Source organism: Nitrosomonas sp. TNE100 (genome assembly GCF_055387135.1).
Genome location: NZ_AP040997.1, coordinates 1,932,142 through 1,955,120 on the forward strand (window position 1 = coordinate 1,932,142; position 22,979 = coordinate 1,955,120).

Annotated in this window: 23 protein-coding genes, 1 other RNA gene and 2 pseudogenes; 8 read left to right on the top strand and 18 right to left on the bottom strand. The window is 48.7% G+C overall.

The window, feature by feature from the left end:
• Nucleotides 1-3 precede the first annotated feature (3 nt).
• Nucleotides 4-330, top strand: coding sequence for a hypothetical protein (locus ACZ5EJ_RS09160; protein ID WP_074710204.1), 327 nt, complete (start codon nucleotides 4-6; stop codon nucleotides 328-330).
• A gap of 206 nt (nucleotides 331-536) precedes the next feature.
• Nucleotides 537-1,159: pseudogene (locus ACZ5EJ_RS09165) on the top strand (transposase family protein).
• 68 nt (nucleotides 1,160-1,227) lie between these two features.
• On the opposite strand, the gene ACZ5EJ_RS09170 reads toward ACZ5EJ_RS09165, so the two are convergent.
• Nucleotides 1,228-3,333, bottom strand: coding sequence for a TonB-dependent siderophore receptor (locus ACZ5EJ_RS09170; protein ID WP_464556971.1), 2,106 nt, complete (start codon nucleotides 3,331-3,333; stop codon nucleotides 1,228-1,230).
• A gap of 98 nt (nucleotides 3,334-3,431) precedes the next feature.
• On the opposite strand from ACZ5EJ_RS09170, the gene ACZ5EJ_RS09175 reads away from it, so the two are divergent.
• Nucleotides 3,432-3,575: a hypothetical protein gene (locus ACZ5EJ_RS09175; RefSeq protein WP_176752579.1), complete on the top strand. Its 144-nt coding sequence runs from the start codon at nucleotides 3,432-3,434 to the stop codon at nucleotides 3,573-3,575.
• Between the two features lie 489 nt (nucleotides 3,576-4,064).
• Nucleotides 4,065-4,262, top strand: a pseudogene (locus ACZ5EJ_RS09180) (IS5/IS1182 family transposase); the annotation flags it as partial.
• Between the two features lie 88 nt (nucleotides 4,263-4,350).
• Here ACZ5EJ_RS09180 and ACZ5EJ_RS09185 read toward each other — a convergent pair.
• Nucleotides 4,351-5,007, bottom strand: a complete 657-nt coding sequence (locus tag ACZ5EJ_RS09185; RefSeq protein ID WP_011634994.1) for an epoxyqueuosine reductase QueH — start codon at nucleotides 5,005-5,007, stop codon at nucleotides 4,351-4,353.
• 167 nt (nucleotides 5,008-5,174) lie between these two features.
• Here ACZ5EJ_RS09185 and ACZ5EJ_RS09190 point away from each other — a divergent pair, with 167 nt between their 5' ends.
• The 4 genes from ACZ5EJ_RS09190 to ACZ5EJ_RS09205 are packed head-to-tail and all read left to right on the top strand — an operon-like array spanning nucleotide 5,175 to nucleotide 8,120.
• Nucleotides 5,175-6,458 carry an AAA family ATPase gene (locus tag ACZ5EJ_RS09190; RefSeq protein ID WP_074455797.1) on the top strand — a complete coding sequence of 428 codons (1,284 nt, stop codon included), beginning with the start codon at nucleotides 5,175-5,177 and terminating at the stop codon, nucleotides 6,456-6,458.
• Between the two features lie 18 nt (nucleotides 6,459-6,476).
• A complete protein-coding gene (locus tag ACZ5EJ_RS09195; protein ID WP_464556973.1) occupies nucleotides 6,477-6,992 on the top strand; it encodes a hypothetical protein in 516 nt (171 codons plus the stop codon).
• A 2-nt stretch (nucleotides 6,993-6,994) separates the two neighbouring features.
• A complete protein-coding gene (locus ACZ5EJ_RS09200) occupies nucleotides 6,995-7,696 on the top strand; it encodes an RNA ligase family protein (RefSeq protein ID WP_074455795.1) in 702 nt (233 codons plus the stop codon).
• A gap of 49 nt (nucleotides 7,697-7,745) precedes the next feature.
• A complete protein-coding gene (locus ACZ5EJ_RS09205) occupies nucleotides 7,746-8,120 on the top strand; it encodes a YidH family protein (protein ID WP_074455794.1) in 375 nt (124 codons plus the stop codon).
• A gap of 46 nt (nucleotides 8,121-8,166) precedes the next feature.
• On the opposite strand, the gene ACZ5EJ_RS09210 is transcribed toward ACZ5EJ_RS09205, so the two are convergent.
• The 16 genes from ACZ5EJ_RS09210 to ACZ5EJ_RS09285 form a co-directional block, all read right to left on the bottom strand.
• Nucleotides 8,167-9,624: a catalase gene (locus tag ACZ5EJ_RS09210; protein ID WP_464556974.1), complete on the bottom strand. Its 1,458-nt coding sequence runs from the start codon at nucleotides 9,622-9,624 to the stop codon at nucleotides 8,167-8,169.
• 26 nt (nucleotides 9,625-9,650) lie between these two features.
• On the bottom strand, nucleotides 9,651-10,997 hold the full coding sequence (locus ACZ5EJ_RS09215) for a DUF3422 family protein (RefSeq protein ID WP_074455792.1): 1,347 nt from the start codon (nucleotides 10,995-10,997) through the stop codon (nucleotides 9,651-9,653).
• 34 nt (nucleotides 10,998-11,031) lie between these two features.
• Complete coding sequence (locus ACZ5EJ_RS09220) at nucleotides 11,032-11,832, bottom strand: sulfite exporter TauE/SafE family protein (RefSeq protein ID WP_464556975.1); 801 nt, start codon at nucleotides 11,830-11,832, stop codon at nucleotides 11,032-11,034.
• A gap of 77 nt (nucleotides 11,833-11,909) precedes the next feature.
• Nucleotides 11,910-12,365, bottom strand: a complete 456-nt coding sequence (locus ACZ5EJ_RS09225; RefSeq protein WP_464556977.1) for an EVE domain-containing protein — start codon at nucleotides 12,363-12,365, stop codon at nucleotides 11,910-11,912.
• Nucleotides 12,366-12,410: 45 nt separating this feature from the next.
• Nucleotides 12,411-12,590, bottom strand: a non-coding RNA gene (ssrS, locus tag ACZ5EJ_RS09230) — 6S RNA.
• Between the two features lie 180 nt (nucleotides 12,591-12,770).
• Nucleotides 12,771-14,300 carry an LTA synthase family protein gene (locus ACZ5EJ_RS09235; RefSeq protein ID WP_464556978.1) on the bottom strand — a complete coding sequence of 510 codons (1,530 nt, stop codon included), beginning with the start codon at nucleotides 14,298-14,300 and terminating at the stop codon, nucleotides 12,771-12,773.
• The gene (locus ACZ5EJ_RS09240) at nucleotides 14,290-15,108 is read right to left on the bottom strand and encodes an SDR family NAD(P)-dependent oxidoreductase (RefSeq protein WP_464556979.1); all 819 of its coding nucleotides are present in this window, start codon (nucleotides 15,106-15,108) and stop codon (nucleotides 14,290-14,292) included. The genes ACZ5EJ_RS09235 and ACZ5EJ_RS09240 overlap by 11 nt, the downstream gene beginning before the upstream one ends.
• Nucleotides 15,109-16,587, bottom strand: coding sequence for a glycosyltransferase (locus tag ACZ5EJ_RS09245; protein ID WP_464556981.1), 1,479 nt, complete (start codon nucleotides 16,585-16,587; stop codon nucleotides 15,109-15,111).
• Between the two features lies 1 nt (nucleotide 16,588).
• Nucleotides 16,589-17,674, bottom strand: a complete 1,086-nt coding sequence (locus ACZ5EJ_RS09250; protein WP_464556982.1) for a CgeB family protein — start codon at nucleotides 17,672-17,674, stop codon at nucleotides 16,589-16,591.
• A 32-nt stretch (nucleotides 17,675-17,706) separates the two neighbouring features.
• Nucleotides 17,707-19,014: a glycosyltransferase gene (locus tag ACZ5EJ_RS09255; protein ID WP_464556983.1), complete on the bottom strand. Its 1,308-nt coding sequence runs from the start codon at nucleotides 19,012-19,014 to the stop codon at nucleotides 17,707-17,709.
• A gap of 2 nt (nucleotides 19,015-19,016) precedes the next feature.
• Nucleotides 19,017-19,457, bottom strand: coding sequence for a polysaccharide deacetylase family protein (locus ACZ5EJ_RS09260; RefSeq protein WP_204987550.1), 441 nt, complete (start codon nucleotides 19,455-19,457; stop codon nucleotides 19,017-19,019).
• Complete coding sequence (locus tag ACZ5EJ_RS09265; protein WP_204987551.1) at nucleotides 19,418-20,002, bottom strand: polysaccharide deacetylase family protein; 585 nt, start codon at nucleotides 20,000-20,002, stop codon at nucleotides 19,418-19,420. Before ACZ5EJ_RS09265 ends, ACZ5EJ_RS09260 begins: the two co-directional genes overlap by 40 nt.
• 3 nt (nucleotides 20,003-20,005) lie before the next feature.
• A complete protein-coding gene (locus tag ACZ5EJ_RS09270; RefSeq protein ID WP_464556984.1) occupies nucleotides 20,006-20,590 on the bottom strand; it encodes a hypothetical protein in 585 nt (194 codons plus the stop codon).
• Nucleotides 20,571-21,650 carry a glycosyltransferase gene (locus ACZ5EJ_RS09275; RefSeq protein WP_011635007.1) on the bottom strand — a complete coding sequence of 360 codons (1,080 nt, stop codon included), beginning with the start codon at nucleotides 21,648-21,650 and terminating at the stop codon, nucleotides 20,571-20,573. Before ACZ5EJ_RS09275 ends, ACZ5EJ_RS09270 begins: the two co-directional genes overlap by 20 nt.
• Nucleotides 21,651-21,683: 33 nt before the next feature.
• Entirely contained in the window at nucleotides 21,684-21,986 is a 303-nt protein-coding gene (locus ACZ5EJ_RS09280; protein ID WP_011635008.1) for an H-NS histone family protein, read from the bottom strand.
• A 655-nt stretch (nucleotides 21,987-22,641) separates the two neighbouring features.
• On the bottom strand, nucleotides 22,642-22,821 hold the full coding sequence (locus ACZ5EJ_RS09285; RefSeq protein ID WP_082211265.1) for a hypothetical protein: 180 nt from the start codon (nucleotides 22,819-22,821) through the stop codon (nucleotides 22,642-22,644).
• Nucleotides 22,822-22,979 lie beyond the last annotated feature (158 nt).

Here is a 22,979-nt window from a genome sequence, read left to right on the forward strand (position 1 = left end):
ACAATGACCATAGACACCATGATCATCACGCTGACTTCAGTGGCTTTGTTGTCATCCACAACTATATTGGCAACACAGCCCGCTGACAGCCATTCAGTGGTCAATCGTATGGCAAAAGAGCTGGGACTCAGTGACACGCAGCACTCCCAGGTTGAAACTATTCTCAACAATGAGAAAAAGGAAGTTGAAGCAGTGTTCAACGAGGAGAAGATGAAATTACAGGCAATTCAGGAAGAAACCCATACCAACTTGCAAGCGGTACTCACGCCTGAACAAATGCAGAAACTGGATAGAAAAATGCGCCAGAAAAGCAGCTCTGGCAGAAAATAGATTTTAGAACCTGTTTATGATCTTATAAAATTGGTGATCATGCTGGGGCATGAGAACCTGTTCAAGATCTCGATCAAGGGATGCAGTGCAAGGCAAAATTGAACGAGAAAGCGGAGCATACTTGAAGTATGTGAGCATTTTGAGTTCAATTTCAACGCCGTAATGTGCCCTTCAGTGAGATATTGAACAGGTTCTGAGAAAAAGTTATCCAGGCGCTCCATCTATCGCAAGAACAATTTGCTGCCATTCAGCCGATCCTGAAAAGAGTTCGCAAAGTCACCAATCTGCGTCACCAAACCGCGCATTGTTGACCTGTTTGATGTGTTTTACACAGTGGTGTACATGCTTAAAACGGACTACCAATGGCGAGCGCTTCTCGGTGACTACCTGAAACGGGAAATGGTTTGCGCATATTTCTCCAAATGAAAAAAACCTGACGTCGGTGGCATGAGTGCGTTGGAGTGCGCATTAAAAAATCAGATATAAAAGAGCTGCATGCGGGTAATAAAATACCCGGAATCAAACGAGACATATTGCTGCATTGGCGCCAGTAGCATCCCGACTGTCCCGTGTATTGAGTATGCTTGCAGTCTGGCTACACAGCCCAACCATTTACCGATTGTGTTTGGGTGAGGTGATCACGGTGCAGATCGCCAGGAGAAATGAACTGCACACTTTTCCTGCCATTCCCAGGCGTTGGATTGTGAAACGAACTTTTTAATGGCAGGAAAAATGCCGGTGATTATGGAAGAGCTGTGAGCACAAACTCAATACCAGCCTGCAATTTACCCACCTGGCCTTCCTGGCTCTACTACTCAAAAGATCGTAAACAGGCGCTTAGATGCCGATGGGTACATTTTGTCTGGTCTCCTGAATACACTCTCTTGCGCCTGGCAATCAGAATTCGACCCGAGACACAATTTTGAACATAACAGGTGCGCCAACGCCTAGTAATCCGTTACCTGCAGTACTCCAATAATTACTGTTGGTTACGTTATCCACGACTGCCTGAACCGTGGCGCGCTTGCCTGCAATGCGGGTCGTGTAACGTGCGCCCAGGGAAAGTATTGCATAATCATCTACAAAGGCCTGATTGGCACTGTTCACGGGCCGCCTCCCTACGTAATACACGCCACTGCTGAGCGCTAATCCAGGTATGCTGGTCGGACGGTATTCTGCGAAGAGGCTGGCAGTACGTTTCGGTGTGTTATCCGGTATTTTGCCAAATGTCTCGGCATTGGCTTTGTTCAATTGTTCCGATTCCATAAACAGCGCGGATCCGATGAGCGACAATTGTTTCGTCACCTCGCCAGAGGCTGATAACTCAAAGCCGCTGTATTGGGCCATGCCGTTAAGAACGAAACGATTGGCCGCATCTACGGTTGTCGAAGCGCGTTTGATGTCAAAGTATGCAACTTGGAGCAATATACCTTGCGCGACAAGTGCCTTGACACCCACTTCCTTTTGCTTTGATACTGCTGGCGCCAGGATTTCCCCGTTATTGGCGCGATTGGCGGGTGCTTGTCCGCTTTCCTCTACGCCTTCAATATAGCTTGCGTACATTGATACGTTGGGAATGGGCTTATACATCAAGGATAACGACGGATTAATCCTGTCGGCCTTATAATGAGTAGTCTTGGCAACACTCTTATAGAAACTACCGCGTGCCCCCAGCATGATTTGCAACTTGCTACCAATCAAGATCCGATCAGATATATACACGCCCAGATCCGTTATTTTTGATCGGTTTGCACTAAATGGAGTGGTAGGAGATTGATGTGCAATATCAATGGGATTGTATAGATTCTGCGCGGTATCGAATGTGGATGAAGTGCGAGGATTCTGTCTACGTTCGTTGCCGGTAAACCCCACAGAAACCTCATGGGTAATGAATTGACCAGGAAATCGTCCAAATACTTCGGTGCGAATGTTCTGATTATCCCAATTTTGGCCACGGTTGAAGAAGGTACGCAAGGTACCCGCGCCGGTAACAAGATTGTAATCCTGAAACTGGGAGAAGTTACGATCCCGCCTGGTTTCCGCCCTGCCGATCTCGAACAGTAATCCCCAATTGTCGCTTATGGCGTAATCTGCACGAAGCAGCAGGTTGGTTGCCTCGGCATCATACTTTTGCCATTCTCCGGCGAGATTACGGCGGGCATCTGGAACGGGTGGCAAGGTTATGACGCCATTGATTGCCGCAGGGGCTCGAATTGCTGCTTGCTCGGAAACTTCCTTGCGGTAGTGTTCTACGTCAAACTTTACGGAAAATTTGTCCGTGATCCGCCAGTCGAAAGCTCCTGATACAAGGGCGCGGTGACCGGAAAAATTGTGGATGCCGATATCTTCGCGACCAGCAAGAAAATTGATGCGTGCCCCGAATTGCTGTTCGCTACCGAAGCGTCGCCCCAGATCAATATGCGAATTGACACCACCATACATATTTACCATCAACGAAACATTTAAAACAGGATCCTTGCTCGCACGTTTAGTTACCAGGTTGACGATACCGGATGGTGGGACAAAACCATAATATAGCGATGAAGCACCTTTGAGTACTTCAACACGCTCCTTGTTCTCCATCGGGATATCGATCAGGTTAATGATCGGCAGAGATCCGTTGAGCCGATAATTACTCCGGTTTTCCACAAGAATACCGCGAATCGCAATATTGTCGTAAGTCGAACCGTTTAATTGTGAACGTGTAACCCCCGCCGTATTACGTAATGCGCCGAATATGCCGGTTGTGGCCTGTGCGTCAAGTACTTCTCGTGTGATCACATTACTGGTTTGTGGCACATCGATTGGTGCCATATCCCGAAATGTTCCAACCTGGACAAAATCGGAGTTGAAACTTCCTATCCGTTCGCCAGTCACCGTTACAGCGGGGAGTTTTTGTCCTGCCTCAGCTTGATCGGCTTCAGTTTCAGTTTCAGCTTCCGCCAGCTGAATCCAGAATATCAATAAAGATGCAGCGATTACTGAGCATAAATTAATTTTCATAATTACCAATAGCTCTCTTCACGTTAAATCCTTATTCATAGTCTAAATATTGCTTACCAGTTGTTGCCGTACACGGTTTCATGTTGGGAATTAAACACATGGCGGGTACAGACACAGCAGATATGATTGTCGCGCCCTATCACATCGATGCCGATATGTTGCAAATGGGAACCGGTGATGAGTGGTTTTCGACGGATATAACTCTCCGCTCCTGGCGCAACATACGATTTCATGCGGATTGACCAAATAGCCTTGGCGTGGTGATGAGTATGTTGCCTCTTGCGCCATATGAGTCAGATTCACGCGAAGCAGAATATCCGCCACTTCGCGACAGCACTGCGCAATCCAGTTGGGACGCAACGATACTTGGAATACTATAATTGATATTGCTCATAGCCAATATTCCCGATATATCGGGTAAAAGTTGGCTGGCTTGCCCAAGACGGGCTGGCGAGCTATAGAATTGTTAATGCGGAAGAATACCTGGAAAACCATTCAGACCTCTGCTGCCAGCGAAGAGAAATAAATGTATCGCTCTCATAAATTAACCGTCTGGCAGATAGGCTATTACTTACCAGCAGTAGTTTTTGCAATCAATAGTAAGAATGATTCTTATTGTATTTATTAAAATACAATAATACAAGTTTTTATCAGTTACCCGTATTGAATTATCCTAAGTTGTTTTAAGAATCTGTTCAAAGTCTCAGGAAGTGTGAGAAGGTTGGGGTGATGAGGTGATCACGGCGCAGATCGCCAGGAGAAATGAACTGCACACTTTTGCGGCCATTCCCAAGCGCTGGATTATGAAACGAACTTTTTAATGGCTGGGAAAATGCCGGCGATTATGGAAGCGCTGCGAGCACAAACTCAATACCAGCCTGCAATTTATCCACCTGGCACTTTTAACGCTATCGCCCAGAAGAGCATAAACAGGTTCTTACAAAGAACGATTGCTGAGATAGCAACATAGAGTGAGCACATAAGAAATCTTTCGTCATCCCGGCCCAGAATACAAATCTATTCACCCGGTTTAGCCGTGTCCCCATAATATTTCTCTCCAATCCGGATGCGTTCCCTGCCATTTTTTTCCCGCCAGCTATTAGTATCGCGCAGTGAATAAGCACAGCCACAGTATTCCTGCATGTAAAATTTCTCCCGTTTACTAATTTCCAGCATGCGTGCGGAGCCTCCTTGCTTGCGCCAGTTATAAGTCCAGTAGGTAACGCCGGGATACTGCGCAGCGGCCCTTACGCCGCTGTCGTTAATCTGCTCCATATTCTTCCAGCGGGAAATACCCAGTGAACTGGAAATAACATCAAATCCATTTTCATAGGCATACAGCGCTGTGCGTACAAACCGCATGTCAAAACACATAGTGCAGCGGATGCCCCGCTCCGGTTCCATTTCCATACCTTTTGCTCGCTTGAACCACTCATCCCTGTCGTAATCAACATCGATAAACGGGATGCTATGCTCTTCCGCAAAACGGATATTCTCATCCTTGCGTAAATCGTATTCTTTGCGCGGATGGATGTTTGGATTATAAAAAAAGATGGAAAAATCAATCCCGGAAGCCATGATGGCCTCCATCACCTCACCCGAACAGGGTGCACAGCAGGAATGCAGCAGCAATTTTTTACCATTTTCCGGCAATTCCAGTTTTCTACGTTCCATTTTTCAATTCACCTGTACGCTGTTATTCAATTGTTGCATTATAGACCCGGCTAATACTTTACTGAATCACTCGACAGTTTTATAAACTTCAAAAACAGTACCATAAACAGGCTTTGCAGGATCCGATAGAATCAACAGAATATGACGACAGGAAATAAATCCAATCTATGTTCACTTCTTTAAGGTTAATCAATTTCAAAGCCTGGGAAGATACCGGGACGATCGCACTAAAACCGGTGACTGTATTACTGGGCACCAATTCATCCGGAAAATCTTCACTTATTCAGAGTCTGCTGCTATTGAAGCAAACGGTGCAGTCCCCGGATCGCTTGATTCACCTCAACCTGGGGGGCGATGAAACTAATGATTTGTTTAATTTTGGCAGCTTCGATGATGTATTGAAACGTGGCACACAATCTCCACGCGAATTTTCAATTACATTTGCTTTTGAGGCATATGAACAGTCACGGGTAAACGAAGGGCGATTTTCCTGCAGCTATCGACAAACTGCAGTGGGTGCCGCCGTCATTCAAGAGCTGGCACTCTCCACCGGCGCGCACCGTTTTCGTGCGGTACGGAGGGAAAAAGAAAACTATGCCATCTTTATTGCTGATGAAACCCGGCCATGCGCTAAAGACAGGAATCTCGCACCTGAACGCTCCATTGCACTTCCTGCCGAGGCGATCGCCACACTGGGCAGCAATGGTGCTATCGCTGAAGATCTGAGCCTTGTCATCCGGCGTGAGCTGGAAAATATCTGCTATCTTGGCCCGTTCCGGCGCAAACCAGAACGGGATTACGTCTGGAACAAAACCACACCCGGCCAAATTGGAAGTGATGGCTATCGCACTATCGATGTCCTACTGTCCGGTGCATTGAGCAAAGATGGGAAACAGAATGAAATTCTGGATGGGATTTCTTACTGGCTGGCACGGATGAAAGTGGCAGAAAAACTGACCATCAAACAGCTTGGCCGTTCGTCCCGTTACGAAATTATAGTGCATAAGGATGGCATTGCCGCCAATCTGCGCGATGTCGGCATTGGCATCCCGCTAATCCTGCCTGTGCTGACTGCAGGTTATTTTGCACCTCCAGGTAGCACCGTGATTCTGGAAGAGCCTGAAGTCCACCTGCACCCGCTGGCACAATCAGTGCTAGCAGAATTCTTTGTAAGGCTGAGTCGGTCACGCCATATTCAATTCATCGTGGAAACACACTCAGAACATCTGTTTCGTCGAATGCAAACACTGATTGCACGGAAAGAAACATCGGCAGAACAGATTGCCATGTTGTTTGTGGAAAGAGTGGCAGATAACGCAATATTACGGAAACTAAAAGTGGATGAATTTGGCCGAGTAAACAATTGGCCACAACACTTCTTTGGCGACGCACTGGGCGAAACACGCGAACAAGCCCGGCTAATGCTTGCCCGCCAGCAAGAACAAAATTAATCAGTGAAGCAACGATATGTGGTCGATACCAATATCTTGATCCTTGCCAGTGTGGTGAATCCCGTTATGCCGAAAGATATCGACACAACACCGGAAGACCCCGCACTGCAGTTCCAGGTATGGCAATGGCTAGTTGAATTTGAAAATAGCCCGGCAAGGCTGGTGCTGGATTCAGCCGGAAAGATCAAGGAAGAATATGACAACAAGCTCGGATTCAACGATTACGGGATTCAGGTTGTCATCCATAAATGGAGCACTTTGGCCATGGATAATGTGGAGATTCAATACAATGCTGACGGCCATGCCATATTACAAGCACCGCTGGATTTAGTGGTACACGATCTGGCTGATCGAAAAATGGTCGCCGCCGCACTGGAAGCTATGAAGCACTATGGAGAAAGCGCTATCGCCTTCGCCGGTGATACCGATTGGCATGACTGGGAACAAGCATTGCTACAAGCGGGGTTATCACTGGAACCTATCATTGAAGACTGGTCTCGCGCCAAACACGCGGAAAAGGCCAACAGGAGATAACCATGACCGAATTCTTCCGTTTCCCTAATACCCCTCACCTGCTTTGGTTGGGAAAAGGCCAGCCGAGAGATGACAAGCTGTTATCCGATTCCGAAATTGCCATGCTGCTGCAGGATGAAGTGCTGATTGAGGAAAAACTGGATGGTGCTAATCTGGGTATTTCTCTGGATGAACATGGTGAGCTGCGCGCGCAAAACAGAGGTCAATATCTGCCACAACCTTTCGCCGGCCAATTTTCTCGTCTGAACAGCTGGCTTGGTCAGCATGGAGAAGCTCTCAGACAAACTCTGACACCGAAACTGATCCTGTTTGGGGAATGGTGTGCGGCCCGGCATTCACTCGATTACAACAAGCTGTCGGACTGGTTCCTGCTGTTTGATATTTATGATCGAGAAGCAGAAAAATTCTGGAGCGTTGAACGACGCAATCAATTGGCTCGACAGTTGAATCTCACTACTGTGCCATTGCTGAAACGCACAAAAGTAACACTCGATCAGCTGATTCAATTACTGAATGATGCAGAAAGCCGCTACCGTAACGGTAAAGTTGAAGGTATTGTCATTCGCTGTGATTCGCCCCTTTGGTGTGAAAACCGGGCCAAACTGGTCAACCGGGAATTTATCCAGACAATCGAAGATCACTGGCGCAGCCGGGCAATCGAATGGAACCTGGTGAATACCGGATCAGCGAAATACACATCATGAATAGCTATGTGATAACCGGTAACAGAATCAAGCTACCGGGGAGAAAATCATGTCAAATCTGAAAGACCCAAGAGTATTATTTGCTGCTGAGCGCACTTTGCTTGCCTGGAACCGTACCAGCCTGTCACTGATTGCGTTTGGTTTCGTGGTGGAACGCGCAGGCAAGCTTACGCTCGCCATTTCACCAGGAATTATCAGCCCAGGCCAGCTGACAGGTATGTTATGGCTGGGCCTGGCTTTCATTGTTCTGGGTGCAATTACCTCCGCCCATGCTGCCCGCCAGTATGCAATTGTCCTTCAAACGCTTACGCCGGATGAGTTCCCGCCGGGTTATACGGCGAAATGGGGGCTTCTGGTGAATCTGGCAGTCGCCCTACTCGGGCTGATACTGGCATTGGTGCTCTGGCTGTGGCATTTATATTGAGCAGCACGAGCATCCTCACAGCGCCAATCGTAAATCTATTTCAGATCTACCCCACTTCACCCATTGGAATTTCCAACGCCCTGGCAACTCCTTCAGCATAAGCTCTATCTGCATTCAGACAATGGATAATATGCCGGAGCTGGCTTTCACGGGAGGCTTCACCGATAGCACGCGCAGTATTGTCGAACAGTATCTGCTGTTGCGCGGGGCTCATGAGCCGGAACAGATTACCCGGCTGGGTATAATAATCTCCATCCTCACGATGATTCCAGTGAGCGGCTGAGCCTTCTAGTGCCAGAGGGGGTTCTGCATACCCGGGCTGTTGCTGCCACTCCTGATAACTGTTCGGTTCATATCCCAGCGTACTGTCGTGATTACCATCAACGCGCATAGTGCCATCACGATGGTAGTTATGAAAAGGGCAACGTGGTGCATTGACCGGAATCTGGTGATGATTGACACCCAAGCGATAGCGCTGCGCATCACCATAGGAAAACAGTCGTCCCTGCAACATTTTGTCTGGTGAAAAACTGATTCCTGGTATGACATTCGCCGGATTGAATGCCGCTTGTTCAACTTCGGCAAAATAATTTTCCGGATTACGATTCAACTCCATCACACCAACCTCAATCAATGGGTAATCCTTGTGTGGCCAGACTTTGGTCAGATCAAACGGGTTATAAGAAAGATCGGCCACATCACTTTCCGGCATGATTTGTACAAATAAGGCCCAGCGTGGAAATTCGCCGCGTTCAATGCTTTCGTACAGATCACGCTGATGACTTTCCCGATCCTCGCCGATCAGTGTTTCCGCATCGGCATCAGTCAGATTCTTGATGCCCTGCTGTGTTCTGAAATGAAACTTCACCCAGTATCGTTCTCGCTGGGCATTGAGGAAGCTGAAAGTATGGCTGCCAAAACCATGCATATGCCGGTACGTCGCAGGAATACCGCGATCGCTCATGACAATGGTAATCTGGTGCAGAGCTTCCGGCAGTAATGTCCAAAAATCCCAGTTATTGCGTGCACTGCGCAGATTAGTACGGGGATCCCGTTTCACGGCATGGTTGAGATCCGGAAACTTCAGCGGATCACGCAGAAAAAATACTGGTGTATTGTTCCCCACTAAATCCCAATTGCCTTCTTCAGTATAGAACTTGATGGCAAAGCCGCGAATATCCCGCTCTGCATCAGCAGCGCCACGCTCCCCCGCCACCGTGGAAAAGCGGACGAACAATTCAGTTTTTTTACCGATTTGCGAAAAGATTTTTGCCTGCGTGTAACGGGTAATATCGTGTGTCACGGTGAAGGTGCCGTAAGCACCGGAGCCCTTGGCATGCATCCGGCGCTCGGGAATCACTTCACGATCAAAATGCGCAAGTTTTTCCAGAAACCAGACATCCTGCAGTAACATCGGGCCACGCGGCCCGGCAGTCATGACATTCTGATTATCCGGCACCGGTGCACCGGCACTAGTCGTCAATTTCCTTTTGCTATCATCCATTTTTCTCTCCTTCCGTAAGTTTTACATCAGGCACCTTTTTTTCCGCTACTGGAAGCAGATCTTGAGGTAGCTTTACTCACTATCCGGCGAAATCTCCGGATAGCAAAAAACACGATTGTCAAGACAATTGGAATCGCAATACCGGTCATCAGCTCTATGTCAATATCCAATCCTGCTGCTTTGGCGGCTCGCAGACCATATCCCGTGATGCCGAGCAGATAGTAGCTCAATACAACCACTGACAGCCCTTCCACAGTTTCCTGCAGCCGCAGTTGCAGGTAGGCCCGGGCATCCATCGATTTGAGCAAATCACGAATCTGTGATTCCATCGAAATATCCACCCGTGTACGCAGCATGGAAGTGGCCCGCTCCACACGCAATGACAGCGTATCAAGTTTAGATCGCACCAGATCAAAGGTGCTCATGGCAGAGGTGACCCGCTGCTTTCTGAATTCATACAGCATTTGCAGGCCTTCAATTCGTTCCTCACGCAGCTCGGTAATCCGCTGCTGCATGATGATGTGATAGGTATGTGATGCACTGAAACGATGACTGGATTGAGCTGATATTCTTTCGATCTCTGTGGCCAGCGCAGTCAGCTTCACCAACGACTGCTGTTCATCCTCAATCGAATTGGGTGTGGCGTTGGTCGTCATCAACTCTATCAGCTGGTCTCCGTATTGCTCCAACTGAGGAATGATTTCGCGCGTCATGGACAATGGCAAGATGGTAAGCATGCGATAAGTTTCAATTTCCAGCAACCGCTGTACCAGCCTGCCAACCTGGCGACTGCGCAAGTTATCATCGTGCACCAGAAAACGGGTAAACCCGTCCGGATGGATCTGGTTATCACTCCAAACACTGGCGCTGCCTGCCGAGACTTTAGAGCCGATGACGGTATTGGATGAAAACAAGGTAGCCAGTTCACTCATACTGCGGCCGGGGCGCCTGCGATCTTCCAACACAATATGCGTTGCAACCAGCAATTCTCCAGGTAATTTCGCCAGCCATTCCTGCGGAACATACGCAATGGCTGGCTGGGCAAAGGGCTCATCAAACGGGCCTTCCCTGTAGAACGTATAGGTAGAGTATTCTGTATGCCGTTCCCAGCGCAGATGAAAATCACCCAACTCAACACTTAATTGATCAAAAGCGCCATTGAGAATCCGGATATCGAAATGTTTGCACAACTCAATAACCAGCCCGCGCTCCCTGTTCACCCACTGCCTATCAGAGAGCAGGACCAGATGAGAAAGCTGCAACGGAATATTAACCAGCTCATAGACATCCGCATTCAGTTCATCATGCAGCATCTTCCGCTCGAAATATTCCGGAATATCCGTTAGCCCGCTTTTCAACAAAGTGTCAGTCATAATCTGAAAAAATTTTCTGATGATTGAAAATCTGTTAATTCCAGAAATCCAGTAAAAGTTTAACTCCCAGCAAATAAAGCAGACCTGCAAAAATTTTCCGGAGTGATGCTGCCGGAAGAATATATGCTGTTCTGGCTCCCAGCGGCGCAGTTACTATACTCGTCAGCGCCACTATAATCAGCGCGGGCAGATAAATATATCCTAATGAATAATCCGGCAGTTGCTGATTTTGCAACAAACCATTGGCAGCATAACCTGCCGCACTGGCTAACGCTACTGGAAATCCGACTGCAGCAGCCGTTCCAATGGCATGATGTAACCTTATCTGACAAGCCACAAGAAAAGGTACCGTCAGCATCCCGCCCCCGATAGACACCAGGCCGGATATTGCGCCAATTACACCGCCTGCAGCAAACATGCCGATTTTTCCCGGCAACGTATAATTTTTGCCTGGTTTGAGGTTAAACCACATCCGTGTGGCTGCAAAACTGATAAACAAGACAAGAATAATACTCAATATTTGGCTTGAAAGATGGCTGGCTAAAGTTGAACCGGCCAGTGCACCAGCGACAATCCCGGGAGAAATGTAGCGCACAATCCACCAGTTCACTGCACCATGGGCATGATGTGCACGCAAACTGGAAATTGAGGTCAGGGTAATAATTGCTGTTGTCGTTCCCAGCGCCATGTGCAAAACACGGTCATCCGGGAAGCCCAAAGATATGAAAATGGAAGCCAGCACCGGCACCATCACCAGGCCACCGCCAATACCCAGCAACCCGGCAAGAAAACCGACTATTCCACCTGTCAGTAGGTAAACCAGCCATGCTTCCATGCCAGGGATACCTCGTCGGTAGTTTTAAGCAAGCCTAGAAATGTCGGGAACAGGCAAATATACGGCAGCATCACTGCTCACAGCTTTGCCTCGATGAACTTCCATTCCGCCGGATCAACAGGGGTAATGGACAGCCGATTGCCCTTTTGCAGGATGCGCATCCCTGCCAGTTCAGGGTGGCTTCTTAACTCTTTAAGGGAAAGCAGCCGGGTTTTTCTGACCAACCGGATTTCAACATTGAACCAGCGTGGATTTTCGCGTGTAGCTTTCGGATCGAAATATTTACTGACGGGATCGAACTGTGTTTCATCAGGGTAGGCAAGCCGGGAAACTTCCGCAACACCAGCAATCCCCGGCTCGGGGCAGCTTGAGTGATAGAAAAGAACCAGATCACCCACCTGCATCTGGTTACGCATGAAATTACGTGCCTGATAATTGCGTACGCCATCCCAGGCAACGGTTTGTTCCGGTCTCGCAGCTAATCCATCGATACTCATTTCCGATGGTTCGGATTTCATCAGCCAGAAACGCATGCTTTTACAGGTAAAACTTAAAGAGAATCAAAACTTCTGACTAAGAGGATCCCCGCGAGTGCCGTCAGGCTGCTATCTTGAACCACAGGTTCAAGAGTGGCCGCCCGCCGGCCGCATCAGGCGCGCTCTGTAAACAGAGTGCGCACAACAGCGACCATTGGCTAGCAGCCAGATACAAAGAATTGGTTCAAAGAACGCAAGCCTTAACAAACACCGCAGGGAATAAACTTGTTGCAACTGCTCCGGTATAAACAAATCATTTAATTTTGTTTTCAGAATTTGTCCATCCCGTACAATTAAACTTTAATAATTTGATTTTACGCTTAAATCCCGGCATGTCAAAATCATGCTTCTTCCACCTTATCTACAGATAGCAGTGAAAAACATAAATTGAAAATTATCAGATCAGTGATGATCGGATTTGATAAGGTCAATTGCCCGAAGCCAATGCACCGCCAAATCATTTGCATCAATATTATTGTGCCGGGATTGCATCTTGTGCTGGTTGCTCCAGCATACGTACTCCACATCTCGGCCAGGTTTGCCGAAGATTTTATATACAACGGGCATGATTGGGACATGATCGCCATACCAACACAAACTAGCCGGGCGCTCGCATTGTTCTAACCCTCGGCGTAAGTCGGCGACCATTTGATCAGCGTTACGCATATGACGCAGGTAGATCGTCAAATCGTCGCAACCAGGTGGCGGCGGCATGGAATATAACTCATTGATATCGGAAGGCGCTACACGCTCAAGATGTAGAGGTCCATGATTTTCCATAGTGATGGCAAAAATGAACACCGGCTCCCGAGCCTTTGTCAGCACATCCATAATCTTTGTAGTCACGGCAGCGTCGCTAATATAAGGGCCATAGCGCTGCGTCCTGTCAAAGGTACGTATGTCCAGAAATTCGTCAAAATTCAGGCGCGGATACACTCGATTGCGCCGATAAAAACTTGCCGGATAAGGATGTATACAAATTGTGCGATAACCCAGGCATTTCAGATATGCTGCCAGTGATGACACATCACTGGCAGCCGCAATCGCCCGATAAGGGTTAAAACGATGAACGCCCAGCTTGTCATCGCCAATTCCGGAAAGAAAGGCAAACTCGGTACGTACCGTATTGGCTCCCCAGGCGGGAACTTTCAATTTTCCATAGGCCACAGCGTCACCCTTAAGGCGATCAAATTCGGCAAGCACTCCAGAAAAAATTCCCGGATAAAGTGACCTCGGATCAAAGAAAGATTCGCTCTGAACTGCTACCAGATGCGGCAAGTCATTATCGGACTTTCTGGGCACATGAAAACCAAAAGGAGATACCGCAGCCAAAGGTGCGCGCTCCTCTTCAGCATAACGCCAAAGACTTGCCAGCAGACCCAGTGCACAAACATCCCGCTCCGGATCAAAGCTGACCGGAAATTTCTTCTGCCTTCCCGCCAGCAAGAGCAACAAGCCAAGAAAAAAAATTACAACAATTGCCCCCAATTGCCCGGACAACATCCATCGCTGAGCCGGGGTTGATTCACCCCAGAATCCGATAGCCACGGCCAGAACAAAACCAGTAGCTGAACCGAGAAACTTGCCCCAGCCCAGAAACGGGATATAGAGACGCGGGTGACGAATCGCATCAGTGAAATATTCGTAATCTTGAAAAACAAAAGGCTCATGCAGTGCATTGACCTTGGCATTGTTCACCAGTACCAGCATCAGCAGGAATGCCGATACCACCGCCGCTGAAAACCAGGGGCGCCCCAGCAGCAAAACTATCAGAGCATAAGCCAATAACCACAACCCGCCATGTAATGCCCAGGCAGCCCAGTGCCGCCGCAATGGCGGACGGGGTATCATGAATTGTTCTATCCCCACCGACAACATCAGGCCCGTCAGCAAAGCCGCTAATATCGAAATAAATTCCGACTCAGGCACCATAGCCCAGCCAGCGTACAATTCGGTGCGATAACGCTGCCGGCAGCACGGCCAGCCACCAGGTACCCCAGTTCAATGGAAATGGGAAGCTGATGCGTGCCTGGTCACGCGCCAGCCCACGCTGAATTGCCAAAGCCGCCTGCTGTGGTGACCATACCCAGGGTTTAGGCCCCGGCATGGCATCGCACATGGAGGATTCCACATACCCGGGCATAATGACATTGATATGAATGCCCTCGGGGGACAACCAGCCACGCAACGCTTCTCCATAAGCCTTGATGCCCGCCTTACTGGCGCTGTAGGCAGGGATCATGGGCAACCCGAAATATCCCGCCAAGGAGCTCATGAACGCAATCTGACCCGTACCACGCTCCCGCATCGCAGGTAGAACAGATTGGGCAATCAGCATGGATGCTTTCAGATTCACATCTAGCAAAGCTTCCACCTCACCCCAAGGTTCGGGCTCGCCTTGGCTGCCAACATGCGTATTCATGCCGGCATTAATGATCACCACATCCAGCGCACCCAGATTCTTCAGCCAATCATGCAAAGCTGACAAATCACACAAATCCAGTGATTGCGTAATCACCTGGGCACCACATGCGGCGCAATCAGCTGCAACCTGAATCAGACGATCCTGTCGGCGGCCGTGCAGATACAAAATAACACCAGGGCGAGCATAGGTCTGTGCCAGAGCAGCTCCAATTGCACTGGTCGCTCCCGTAATCAATACCCGTTTATCACACTGCTCCAGGTTAATTGTTCTCCTGAATTCCTGCGGCATCTCTGTATCATTTTTAATCTCAGTCATTTATTTGATTGAACGTTCTTCTTGCCAAAAACCAACCAGCATCATGCCAAAACCCAGACAAGCCGTCACGCTGATCGGAATCAGAAAGTAATTTGCCTTCTGGATTGCCACCCACAAAGTTATTGCAGAATAACCAAATGAAAATCCATCTCCCATCCACAAAATTTTATGGACAGGCGGTCTGATAACACTTTTTTTGCTTCCCCCCTTGGGTGTGCGATGAAAATCACCATGCACTCCAAACAACGCACGCATTCCACCAGCAAAGTAATACCAGGCCATGGGCAAAAACATAGCAACGTAAAGATAGGTTTCCCACAAGGTACGCAAAATACCCCGTTGTTCCCCAATGCGAGCTCCCTTACGTGCGGCAAATACATTATTTAGCCCCCATATCGCCACAAAACCAAAAAAAAGCCAAGCTACCCAATGGATTCCCAATCCTTCAAAATCAACCAGATAACTCAGTGGCAAACACAACAGCAACAATACATAAATGGACGCCAGCAACAGTGATGAAAACATCATGGCGATCGCATGCAAACGCTGCATCAATGGCATACGTTGCCGGAACATCTGTCGCACATGCTTGAAAGCGCTGTGAATCAATCCCCTGCCCCAGCGTTCCCGCTGAACCCGGAAGGCACTGGTCGTTTCAGGCAACACCGACATTGACACCACGTCACGCACATAAGCATATTTCCAGTTTCCAAACTGAGCCCGATAGCCTAAATCCACATCCTCGGTCACTGTTGATGCATTCCATCCTCCCAGAGATTCAACACAGGCTCTGCGCCACACACAGGAACTGCCGGAAAGAGAAGCCATATCTCCATCTTCGCTCAAGCCCACCGTAACATACTGCTGGTGCCCCATCTCCATGGCCTGAAAGCGGGTCAGAAAAGAAACGTCACGATTTTCATAACCGATCCCGGTTTGCAAAAACCCCAACTGTGGATCCTGGAAGTAAGGAATAATCCTGAGCAAAAAATCTTCCGGCGGCACAAAATCCGCATCAAAAATCACGTAAAACTCGCCGGAAGACTGGCGAATACCATTCAGCAGATTGCCTGCCTTGTAGCCCTCATTGCTCGCGCGCCGGATGTAACGAATCGAAACTCCCTGATCTGCATGGTAGTCAATCCGTGCCTGGGCAAGCGCTGAAGTATTATCTGTTGAATCATCCAACACCAGAATTTCAAGAGAGGAAATTGGATATTGCAGCCGACAAACTGCATCAATCAGACGCACCACCACTGCTGCTTCATTGTAGATAGGCAGCAACACGCTGACCTGCGGCCAGACAGGCAACGCCTGCATACCAGGCAATTGGGAAGCCAGCTCCGTCAGTTTGTGACGTTCAACACGGCGCGATATCCCCAGTACACGCAATTCCAGCAGTACGTACAAAATAAAACAAACTACCACCAGAAAGAAAACAGCCTGGGTCGCATAGGAAAGCACAGACAGCATCAGCATCCTAAAACTTCACGATACTGCCAAGCTCGCCCAACCGATGTGCCCAGGTATGATGTTTGCGTACATAGCGTGCACCTGCTTCGGCACGCGCCATGTCATCTACCGACGGGCCATGGCGCAAACGTGTAAACAGCTCACATGCCTGTTCCAGCGTACTGACTACATGACAAAAATCGCGAAAATACCGATCAATCGACCGACTGGGGTTGGTGACTGCAATTCCGCCGCAGGCCAGAATCTCCAGCAGGCGGCGCGACACCATGGTATCTGAACCGGTTACTGAATTCACATTCAGCGAGATCACATGGCTTTTATAAACACGGGCTGTCTCACTATGAATCACATGAGGATGCAGCTCCAGATGTTTATACCTTGGAAAACGGAATTCCATAAAATTTGATAACCGGCCATGATTACGATCGAATATATGCATCTTCATCCCGGATTGCTCTGTTGCACCGAACATCATGTCAAGAAAACGGCGGCGCTCATTCAGGATACGACGGTAATAACTACCCATAAAACACGCTGTATGATGATTAAAATGAAAACCATCGAAGGCATGGAGGCGTGGCTGATACGGCATCATCAGTACATTTACGGGTACTCCCGCCGGCAATGCACGGCGATAGCGCGCAAGGCATGCTTCATCTGTTGTAAACACAAAATCAAACGCACTGGCCACATGGATGAAGGCATCGAAGAAAGCACCATCATCCTTGTTCCAGAATACCGTAGGGATACCCCGGGAACGGGCATGTTCCACCAGTTTAAAAATGACTTGTGGCTGTTTCAATCGCAACCAACGCGGCTGCTTTGCCAACTCATAACGCCAGCTACCCTTCGCACCATGAAAGGCGGATTCTACAAACACCAGATCAGGCTGCCAGGTATCAAGTATTTCCCGATAATTTGATGGTGTCAGACTCATAACCCGGCATTCCACGGAGAGACAGTCTGTCGTGAAATGATCTGCTACCAGCGCAATCTTGAGTTTTGCGAAAGGCCCCTCCAGTTCAGCATCCTCTGGCGCCACCGGATGATTGTAATAAAGCGAACCAATCCCGCGAATGACACGGCCAATCATGACGCTTCAATCCTGAAGTTATTCAACAACAATCACCTCGGTAGCGATGCAACAATAGGAGGCATAAATCTCTCCCAGTTGCGCTGCGATACAGCGTAGTCACGCGCTCGCACACCCAATTTTTTCAAGTGATCCGGCCGGGCCAAGGCTTCATGGATCACTCGCGCCAAATCTTTTACATCACCCGATCGGAAAAACCAACCCGTCAGATCAGCCCCCATTTCATCCCGAAATACCGGCAAATCCGGCACAATCACCGGTTTACCCATGGCCAGCGCTTCCACCAACTTGATCGGTGGCACGATTTCACACACCTCGTAAGGTTTGCGCGGGATACAGACCAAGGCACAGCGGGCAATCATCTCCCTTACTTTATCGGGTGACATACGACCAAGAAATTGCACCTGCTGTCTCAGTCCCAAGCGTTGCGCCAGCACTTCCAGATCCTGGCGCGCCTCACCATCGCCAGCGATGCGCACCTGGATCGCTCTGCCCTGTTTCAGCAGATCGGCTGTGGCTTCCAGCAAGATATCCAGGCCCTCATAGCCGATCAACGAACCAGCATAACCAATCGTATCCGGCTCCACCAATACCGGATCAGCCATCTGAAATCTTTTCGGATCTACGCAATTAGGCAACAACCTGATTCGCTCCGGTGAAACATCCCAGTTTTTCTGAACATAGTGGCCAAGTTGCTCTGAAATAACGAAAAGCTGATCCGCATGACAAGCCACCAGCTCCTCCAGTGCCAATCCCTGCCGATAAGCCTGCGAGCCCTTAAAATCAGGTTGGCGTGATATACGAGTCAGCTCCCACAATCCGCGCATTTCGTAGTGAAAGGGAATACCCAATTGCCGGGCAGCCAGTAATGCCGGCAAAGCACTGACATGATTGGAGGCAGCATGAATCACAGCCACCCGATGCTGCCTGGCCAGTTTTACCACTGTTTTTGCACCTTGCAGAGCGTACAGCAGCACGGGTCGATTATTCGCGGGGGTTGTTGCATGGCCATAACGTATATCGTCTATCACTATCTCATTGCCCATCGCATCACACAGACGATCCTTACGATCCCACGGATAACCTGGCCTTGTGTATGCATGGACCCGAACACCAACATCACGCAGCGCACGCATCACCTCGTGGGTACGGGTGGTATAACCGCTGATGTGATAAGGCCTGGCACTGGCAGCAACATACAATAGACTACCTTGCTCCGCTGCATAACTCGGCCGGGCTGCCGCCGCATGTAACCGCCAACCAAGGGAGCGACAAGTTACTTGCCGACTGAATGCCAACCAGGGCTCAACAACACAGGATTGCAACAAGTTTGGCGTCATGCCTAACCAGCTTTCTTTTTTACAGATAGCGGCGGCAGCCATTCTGCTAAAGACAAATCCACCTCATCAGGTGTCGTGATTATCCCACGCGCATACAAATCCAGAAAGTCTGCCGTAGTGATAATTTCGTAGTCCTTACTCAATCGTTTCAATAGTTTGCGGTACCCTTCAATGCGCGCATCATCCTTGTACACCCCGTGACCATTTTCATCCCAATACAATAAAGACCAGGAATGTAATAGCAACACAGCAAAATCCGGGTTATTACTGAACATATTGAACAATAACCGCCCCCACCAAGGGCTGAAATGAAAATAGCTGGATTCGGGGTACGTCAAGCGCGCCCACCACTGATCCTTGCCCACCTTGGGGAAAATGGCCTTCTCCGTCATGGGAATTTCAATCACACCATTGGACCAGGCAAATGGCTGATTGGTCGGCACGCTATACACACACTGTCCAGCACGTACAGCACACATGGAGTTATTAAAGGACAACGGGATACCCGCCGAGTGTAAGGCGCGGATTGCATGAGCATTCCAGCGAAAAGAACCAGCCCGGTGAGCCAGTACAGGCTTGCTGGTAATCTTGGAAAAATCAGCCCCCCAAAATGCTGTATCACGAATTCCGCGCGTGCATCATCCCGGTACTGATTCATGTACTGGGGTTTGCTGTCATAGCCATACTCATCCCAGAAACTCTTGGGCAAGTATTCCGGATGCGTATGCAGCTGCACATCCTGCCCCATCGCATCCAGCCAACGAACCACCTCCAGAGTTTCGCCCAGATAGGAATAGGCCCCACACAAATCTACGAAATAGATATGTTTAGCACCGAATTCATCACCGATGGCCGCCATTTCACGGATCCCTGCCGTACCATTCTCATGCTCACCCCACATCAACCGTTTGACGTGATCCTGCGAAGCTCGCCTGGGAAGAGCCTCCGTATCCACCGTCAGCATCAGATAGCGATTTTTACCAAGCATTCATTATCCAAAATTCAAATGTAGTATTTCCTGCCATTCCTGCGGATTCAATAACCCCGCAGCTACTGGTACTACTAAAGCATCCCGATACCGCCAGGCCAGGTGACGGCGTTTTCTTTCCCGATAAGATGCTCCTTCACCACTCAGTTCTGAGAGGTATTCCACCAGCCACCCCAAGCGTGAATAAAAAGCAAAATCGGTTACATCTGTCACTAATACTGGCGACAAATCTTCACGCCCCGTCAGCAAGTGCTGAAACCCATTGCAATACTCGCGTATTTGCTGAGGATCAGCGCCCTCGGCCCATATCAACAAAGTCCGGGCATCTGACAAATCGCCTGTATATTTCAAATCCGTACGCCACCGCTGCCGAAGATAGTAAGAACGGCTCAATCCCGATACGCGCAGCAATCGCCCCATTCGCTGGCTAAATCGCCGGTGCCACACCGGGGAAGGCTTTTGTGGCAATAGTTCGTAGCGCACCAGTAATGCCCATTCCGGGTTATCAGCCAGCTCCGCCAACTGGCGTCTCAATCTCCGGGTTTCTTCAATGAGCGCATACATAATCTTAACGATTCGCCAATGCAAGAATCGTATCCGCCGCGAGTGCAGCACCATTCATTGGAACCAAGTACTTGCGATCTATATGCATACCTGCCAGTTGCAGCAGCTCCCTAACGGAAGCCTCCCTCTCACTTTCGTTTCCACACCTGGAAACAATAATAGGTGCATGCCTGGCCACCAAATACGCACGCCGATTCTGATCATCCAGCTTCGTATCTGTATTCGGCACCAACAGTGCAGGTACTTGAGCCTGAACAATCTCGCAGCACGTGTTATAACCCGATGCCCCGATAAATACATCGAAAGCGCGTAAATAGCGAACCAGAGGATATGCTGAAACCGGCCGCACACCCTCCGGCAGTACAACATCCTTAACCGATATGGGATTATTCGCCCAAATAACTTCAAAACCCGCATTCTGTAACTGCTGTATCAAACCGACCCCAACACCTTCAACATCGTTGATGTTACCGGCACCCAGGGAAAATAAGGCGTAGCGTCCATTCTCGCTTAACCCCATGGCTTCTCTGGCCTGCACTTTATCCAGCAGCTCATCATCTTTTAATACACAAACTGGCGGGACACGCACTTGTGGACAGCCAAAATCACCATCCTCAAAACTGAATTCATCACCCACCTCGCCCGGCCGAATAATCATGCTAAACATGTCTGGATACAAAAATGGCTTAATCTTATCGGCCTGGTGTAACCCCCGATACGACCAGATAATTTTTGCTTTACCGTATTCTCTACAAGCGTGAATAAATCCCTGATAGGGCCAAGTACCATCAAAAACAACAGCTGCTGGACGAACACGCTCCAGCATCAGGCCAAGGCGAAGACACAGCTCACGATTCCATTCTGACGAACTTGCACGAGACCAATTGTGTGAAACAAAATAATCTGCTTTGAATCCCATCTCTTCGATGATTTCAATAGCAGAACTCAAAGAAAAGAAAACAGGACAAACCTGTTCACGCAACTGACGAGCATAGGCGAGACAACGGTTCAAATGCCCCATACCGGAACCGTTCACATTAAAAAAAAGAATGCGGGGCAGAAAAGCTGATCCAGATTTATCCATCCGCCACTTCACCGCAATTCATGCATGAAGCACTCAATTTTTCTTGATCAGACAATCTTCCAGCTTGCCGCCTCTGGCCATATATTCCTTCAACCACTTTGGCCTGGCGCCACCACCCCAGGTTTGATCTGGATCATTCGGATTGGCATACCTCGGCTGACGTTTTTTGCTGCTACCCGACAAGCCCAATTCATTCACGGTAAAACCGTAAATCTGAATAGCCCGTTTGATTTCTTTAAGCACCTCTTTACGCTTATTTTCGAGCAGCTCCTTTTTCCTAGCTTGCAGCGCTGCAATCTGTTCATCAATACCCTGAACTTCCTCCAGATTATTCATTTGACTTCCATCACTTTACTCCATCATCATATCGGCACAAAAACACTACTACAGATAAGATCTGAAAGAAATGTTCTTTTGCCTACCCTCATACCAACCAGTCCAGCCATCCTGAACTGCCTCACTACCATTCTTAGAACCTGTTCAAGATCTCGATCAAGAGATGCAATACAAGGCAAAATTGAACGAGAAAGCAGAGCATACTTGAAGTATGTGAGCATTTTGAGTTCAATTTCAACGCCGTAATGCGCTCTTCAGTGAGATATTGAACAGGTTCCTATATCGAAAAGCTTCAAAAATCAGCTCATATCAAGATTGTATTCGCAGCATATCGAGATTTAGCCTTTGTATCAGCAGAAACTTGCTGCGCTACGTCCGCAGTCACAAAGGTGACGAAGAGATGGGCTGCTTCAGCGCTGAAGATTTTACAAAATAACGCCACGGTAACCCAAAAAATGCTCATCTTACTAATTAATATATCTGGAAGACATCAGGGCCTGCTGAGATTCACCTGGAGTTGATGACAGCGGATACCAGATAAATGGCTGATGAGAAGCTGCAGCCGGTCTTGTCGCTGCGAAAAGCAATACGCTTGAACTCTTTGCGTTTTCCAAAGAAATTTTTTATGAGATGGCGCCATTTGTATATCTCCGAATCAATGGCCAGAGGATTTTTGCGTCGACTCATCTGAGAGATCACCACGTGATAGTCTCGCTGCTGTAACGTTTGAATCAACCAGTTTTGCATCAAACGTTTTGTCTGCCAGCAAGGCGCCAGAATCTATGCCAGTGATCAGCTCCTTGACGCCTTTGATGTCATGGCGCTGACCCGGCATTGAATTTTCTGCGACGAAAATAGAGGGGAACGAATCCGTGTATTCATGAACTGGATAAATAACCTGCAATACTGGCGCTATTTCATACTTTGACTATTCCGTCCATACCTTATTCTCACTTACGCCAGTTTAAAAATTATTAAACCCATCTACGTTGT

Bases quoted from the DNA above. Each gene is read 5' to 3' on its own strand.
- ACZ5EJ_RS09200 (WP_074455795.1), top strand. From the start codon at position 6,995: ATGACCGAATTCTTCCGTTTCCCTAATACCCCTCACCTGCTTTGGTTG.
- ACZ5EJ_RS09205 (WP_074455794.1), top strand. From the start codon at position 7,746: ATGTCAAATCTGAAAGACCCAAGAGTATTATTTGCTGCTGAGCGCACT.
- ACZ5EJ_RS09235 (WP_464556978.1), bottom strand. From the start codon at position 14,300: ATGGTGCCTGAGTCGGAATTTATTTCGATATTAGCGGCTTTGCTGACG.
- ACZ5EJ_RS09280 (WP_011635008.1), bottom strand. From the start codon at position 21,986: ATGAATAATCTGGAGGAAGTTCAGGGTATTGATGAACAGATTGCAGCG.
- ACZ5EJ_RS09175 (WP_176752579.1), top strand. From the start codon at position 3,432: ATGGCGGGTACAGACACAGCAGATATGATTGTCGCGCCCTATCACATC.
- ACZ5EJ_RS09160 (WP_074710204.1), top strand. From the start codon at position 4: ATGACCATAGACACCATGATCATCACGCTGACTTCAGTGGCTTTGTTG.
- ACZ5EJ_RS09225 (WP_464556977.1), bottom strand. From the start codon at position 12,365: ATGCGTTTCTGGCTGATGAAATCCGAACCATCGGAAATGAGTATCGAT.
- ACZ5EJ_RS09215 (WP_074455792.1), bottom strand. From the start codon at position 10,997: ATGACTGACACTTTGTTGAAAAGCGGGCTAACGGATATTCCGGAATAT.
- ACZ5EJ_RS09245 (WP_464556981.1), bottom strand. From the start codon at position 16,587: ATGCTGATGCTGTCTGTGCTTTCCTATGCGACCCAGGCTGTTTTCTTT.
- ACZ5EJ_RS09265 (WP_204987551.1), bottom strand. From the start codon at position 20,002: ATGCTTGGTAAAAATCGCTATCTGATGCTGACGGTGGATACGGAGGCT.
- ACZ5EJ_RS09255 (WP_464556983.1), bottom strand. From the start codon at position 19,014: ATGACGCCAAACTTGTTGCAATCCTGTGTTGTTGAGCCCTGGTTGGCA.
- ACZ5EJ_RS09285 (WP_082211265.1), bottom strand. From the start codon at position 22,821: ATGCCGGGTCAGCGCCATGACATCAAAGGCGTCAAGGAGCTGATCACT.
- ACZ5EJ_RS09185 (WP_011634994.1), bottom strand. From the start codon at position 5,007: ATGGAACGTAGAAAACTGGAATTGCCGGAAAATGGTAAAAAATTGCTG.
- ACZ5EJ_RS09240 (WP_464556979.1), bottom strand. From the start codon at position 15,108: ATGACTGAGATTAAAAATGATACAGAGATGCCGCAGGAATTCAGGAGA.
- ACZ5EJ_RS09190 (WP_074455797.1), top strand. From the start codon at position 5,175: ATGTTCACTTCTTTAAGGTTAATCAATTTCAAAGCCTGGGAAGATACC.
- ACZ5EJ_RS09170 (WP_464556971.1), bottom strand. From the start codon at position 3,333: ATGAAAATTAATTTATGCTCAGTAATCGCTGCATCTTTATTGATATTC.
- ACZ5EJ_RS09220 (WP_464556975.1), bottom strand. From the start codon at position 11,832: ATGGAAGCATGGCTGGTTTACCTACTGACAGGTGGAATAGTCGGTTTT.
- ACZ5EJ_RS09250 (WP_464556982.1), bottom strand. From the start codon at position 17,674: ATGATTGGCCGTGTCATTCGCGGGATTGGTTCGCTTTATTACAATCAT.
- ACZ5EJ_RS09275 (WP_011635007.1), bottom strand. From the start codon at position 21,650: ATGGATAAATCTGGATCAGCTTTTCTGCCCCGCATTCTTTTTTTTAAT.
- ACZ5EJ_RS09210 (WP_464556974.1), bottom strand. From the start codon at position 9,624: ATGGATGATAGCAAAAGGAAATTGACGACTAGTGCCGGTGCACCGGTG.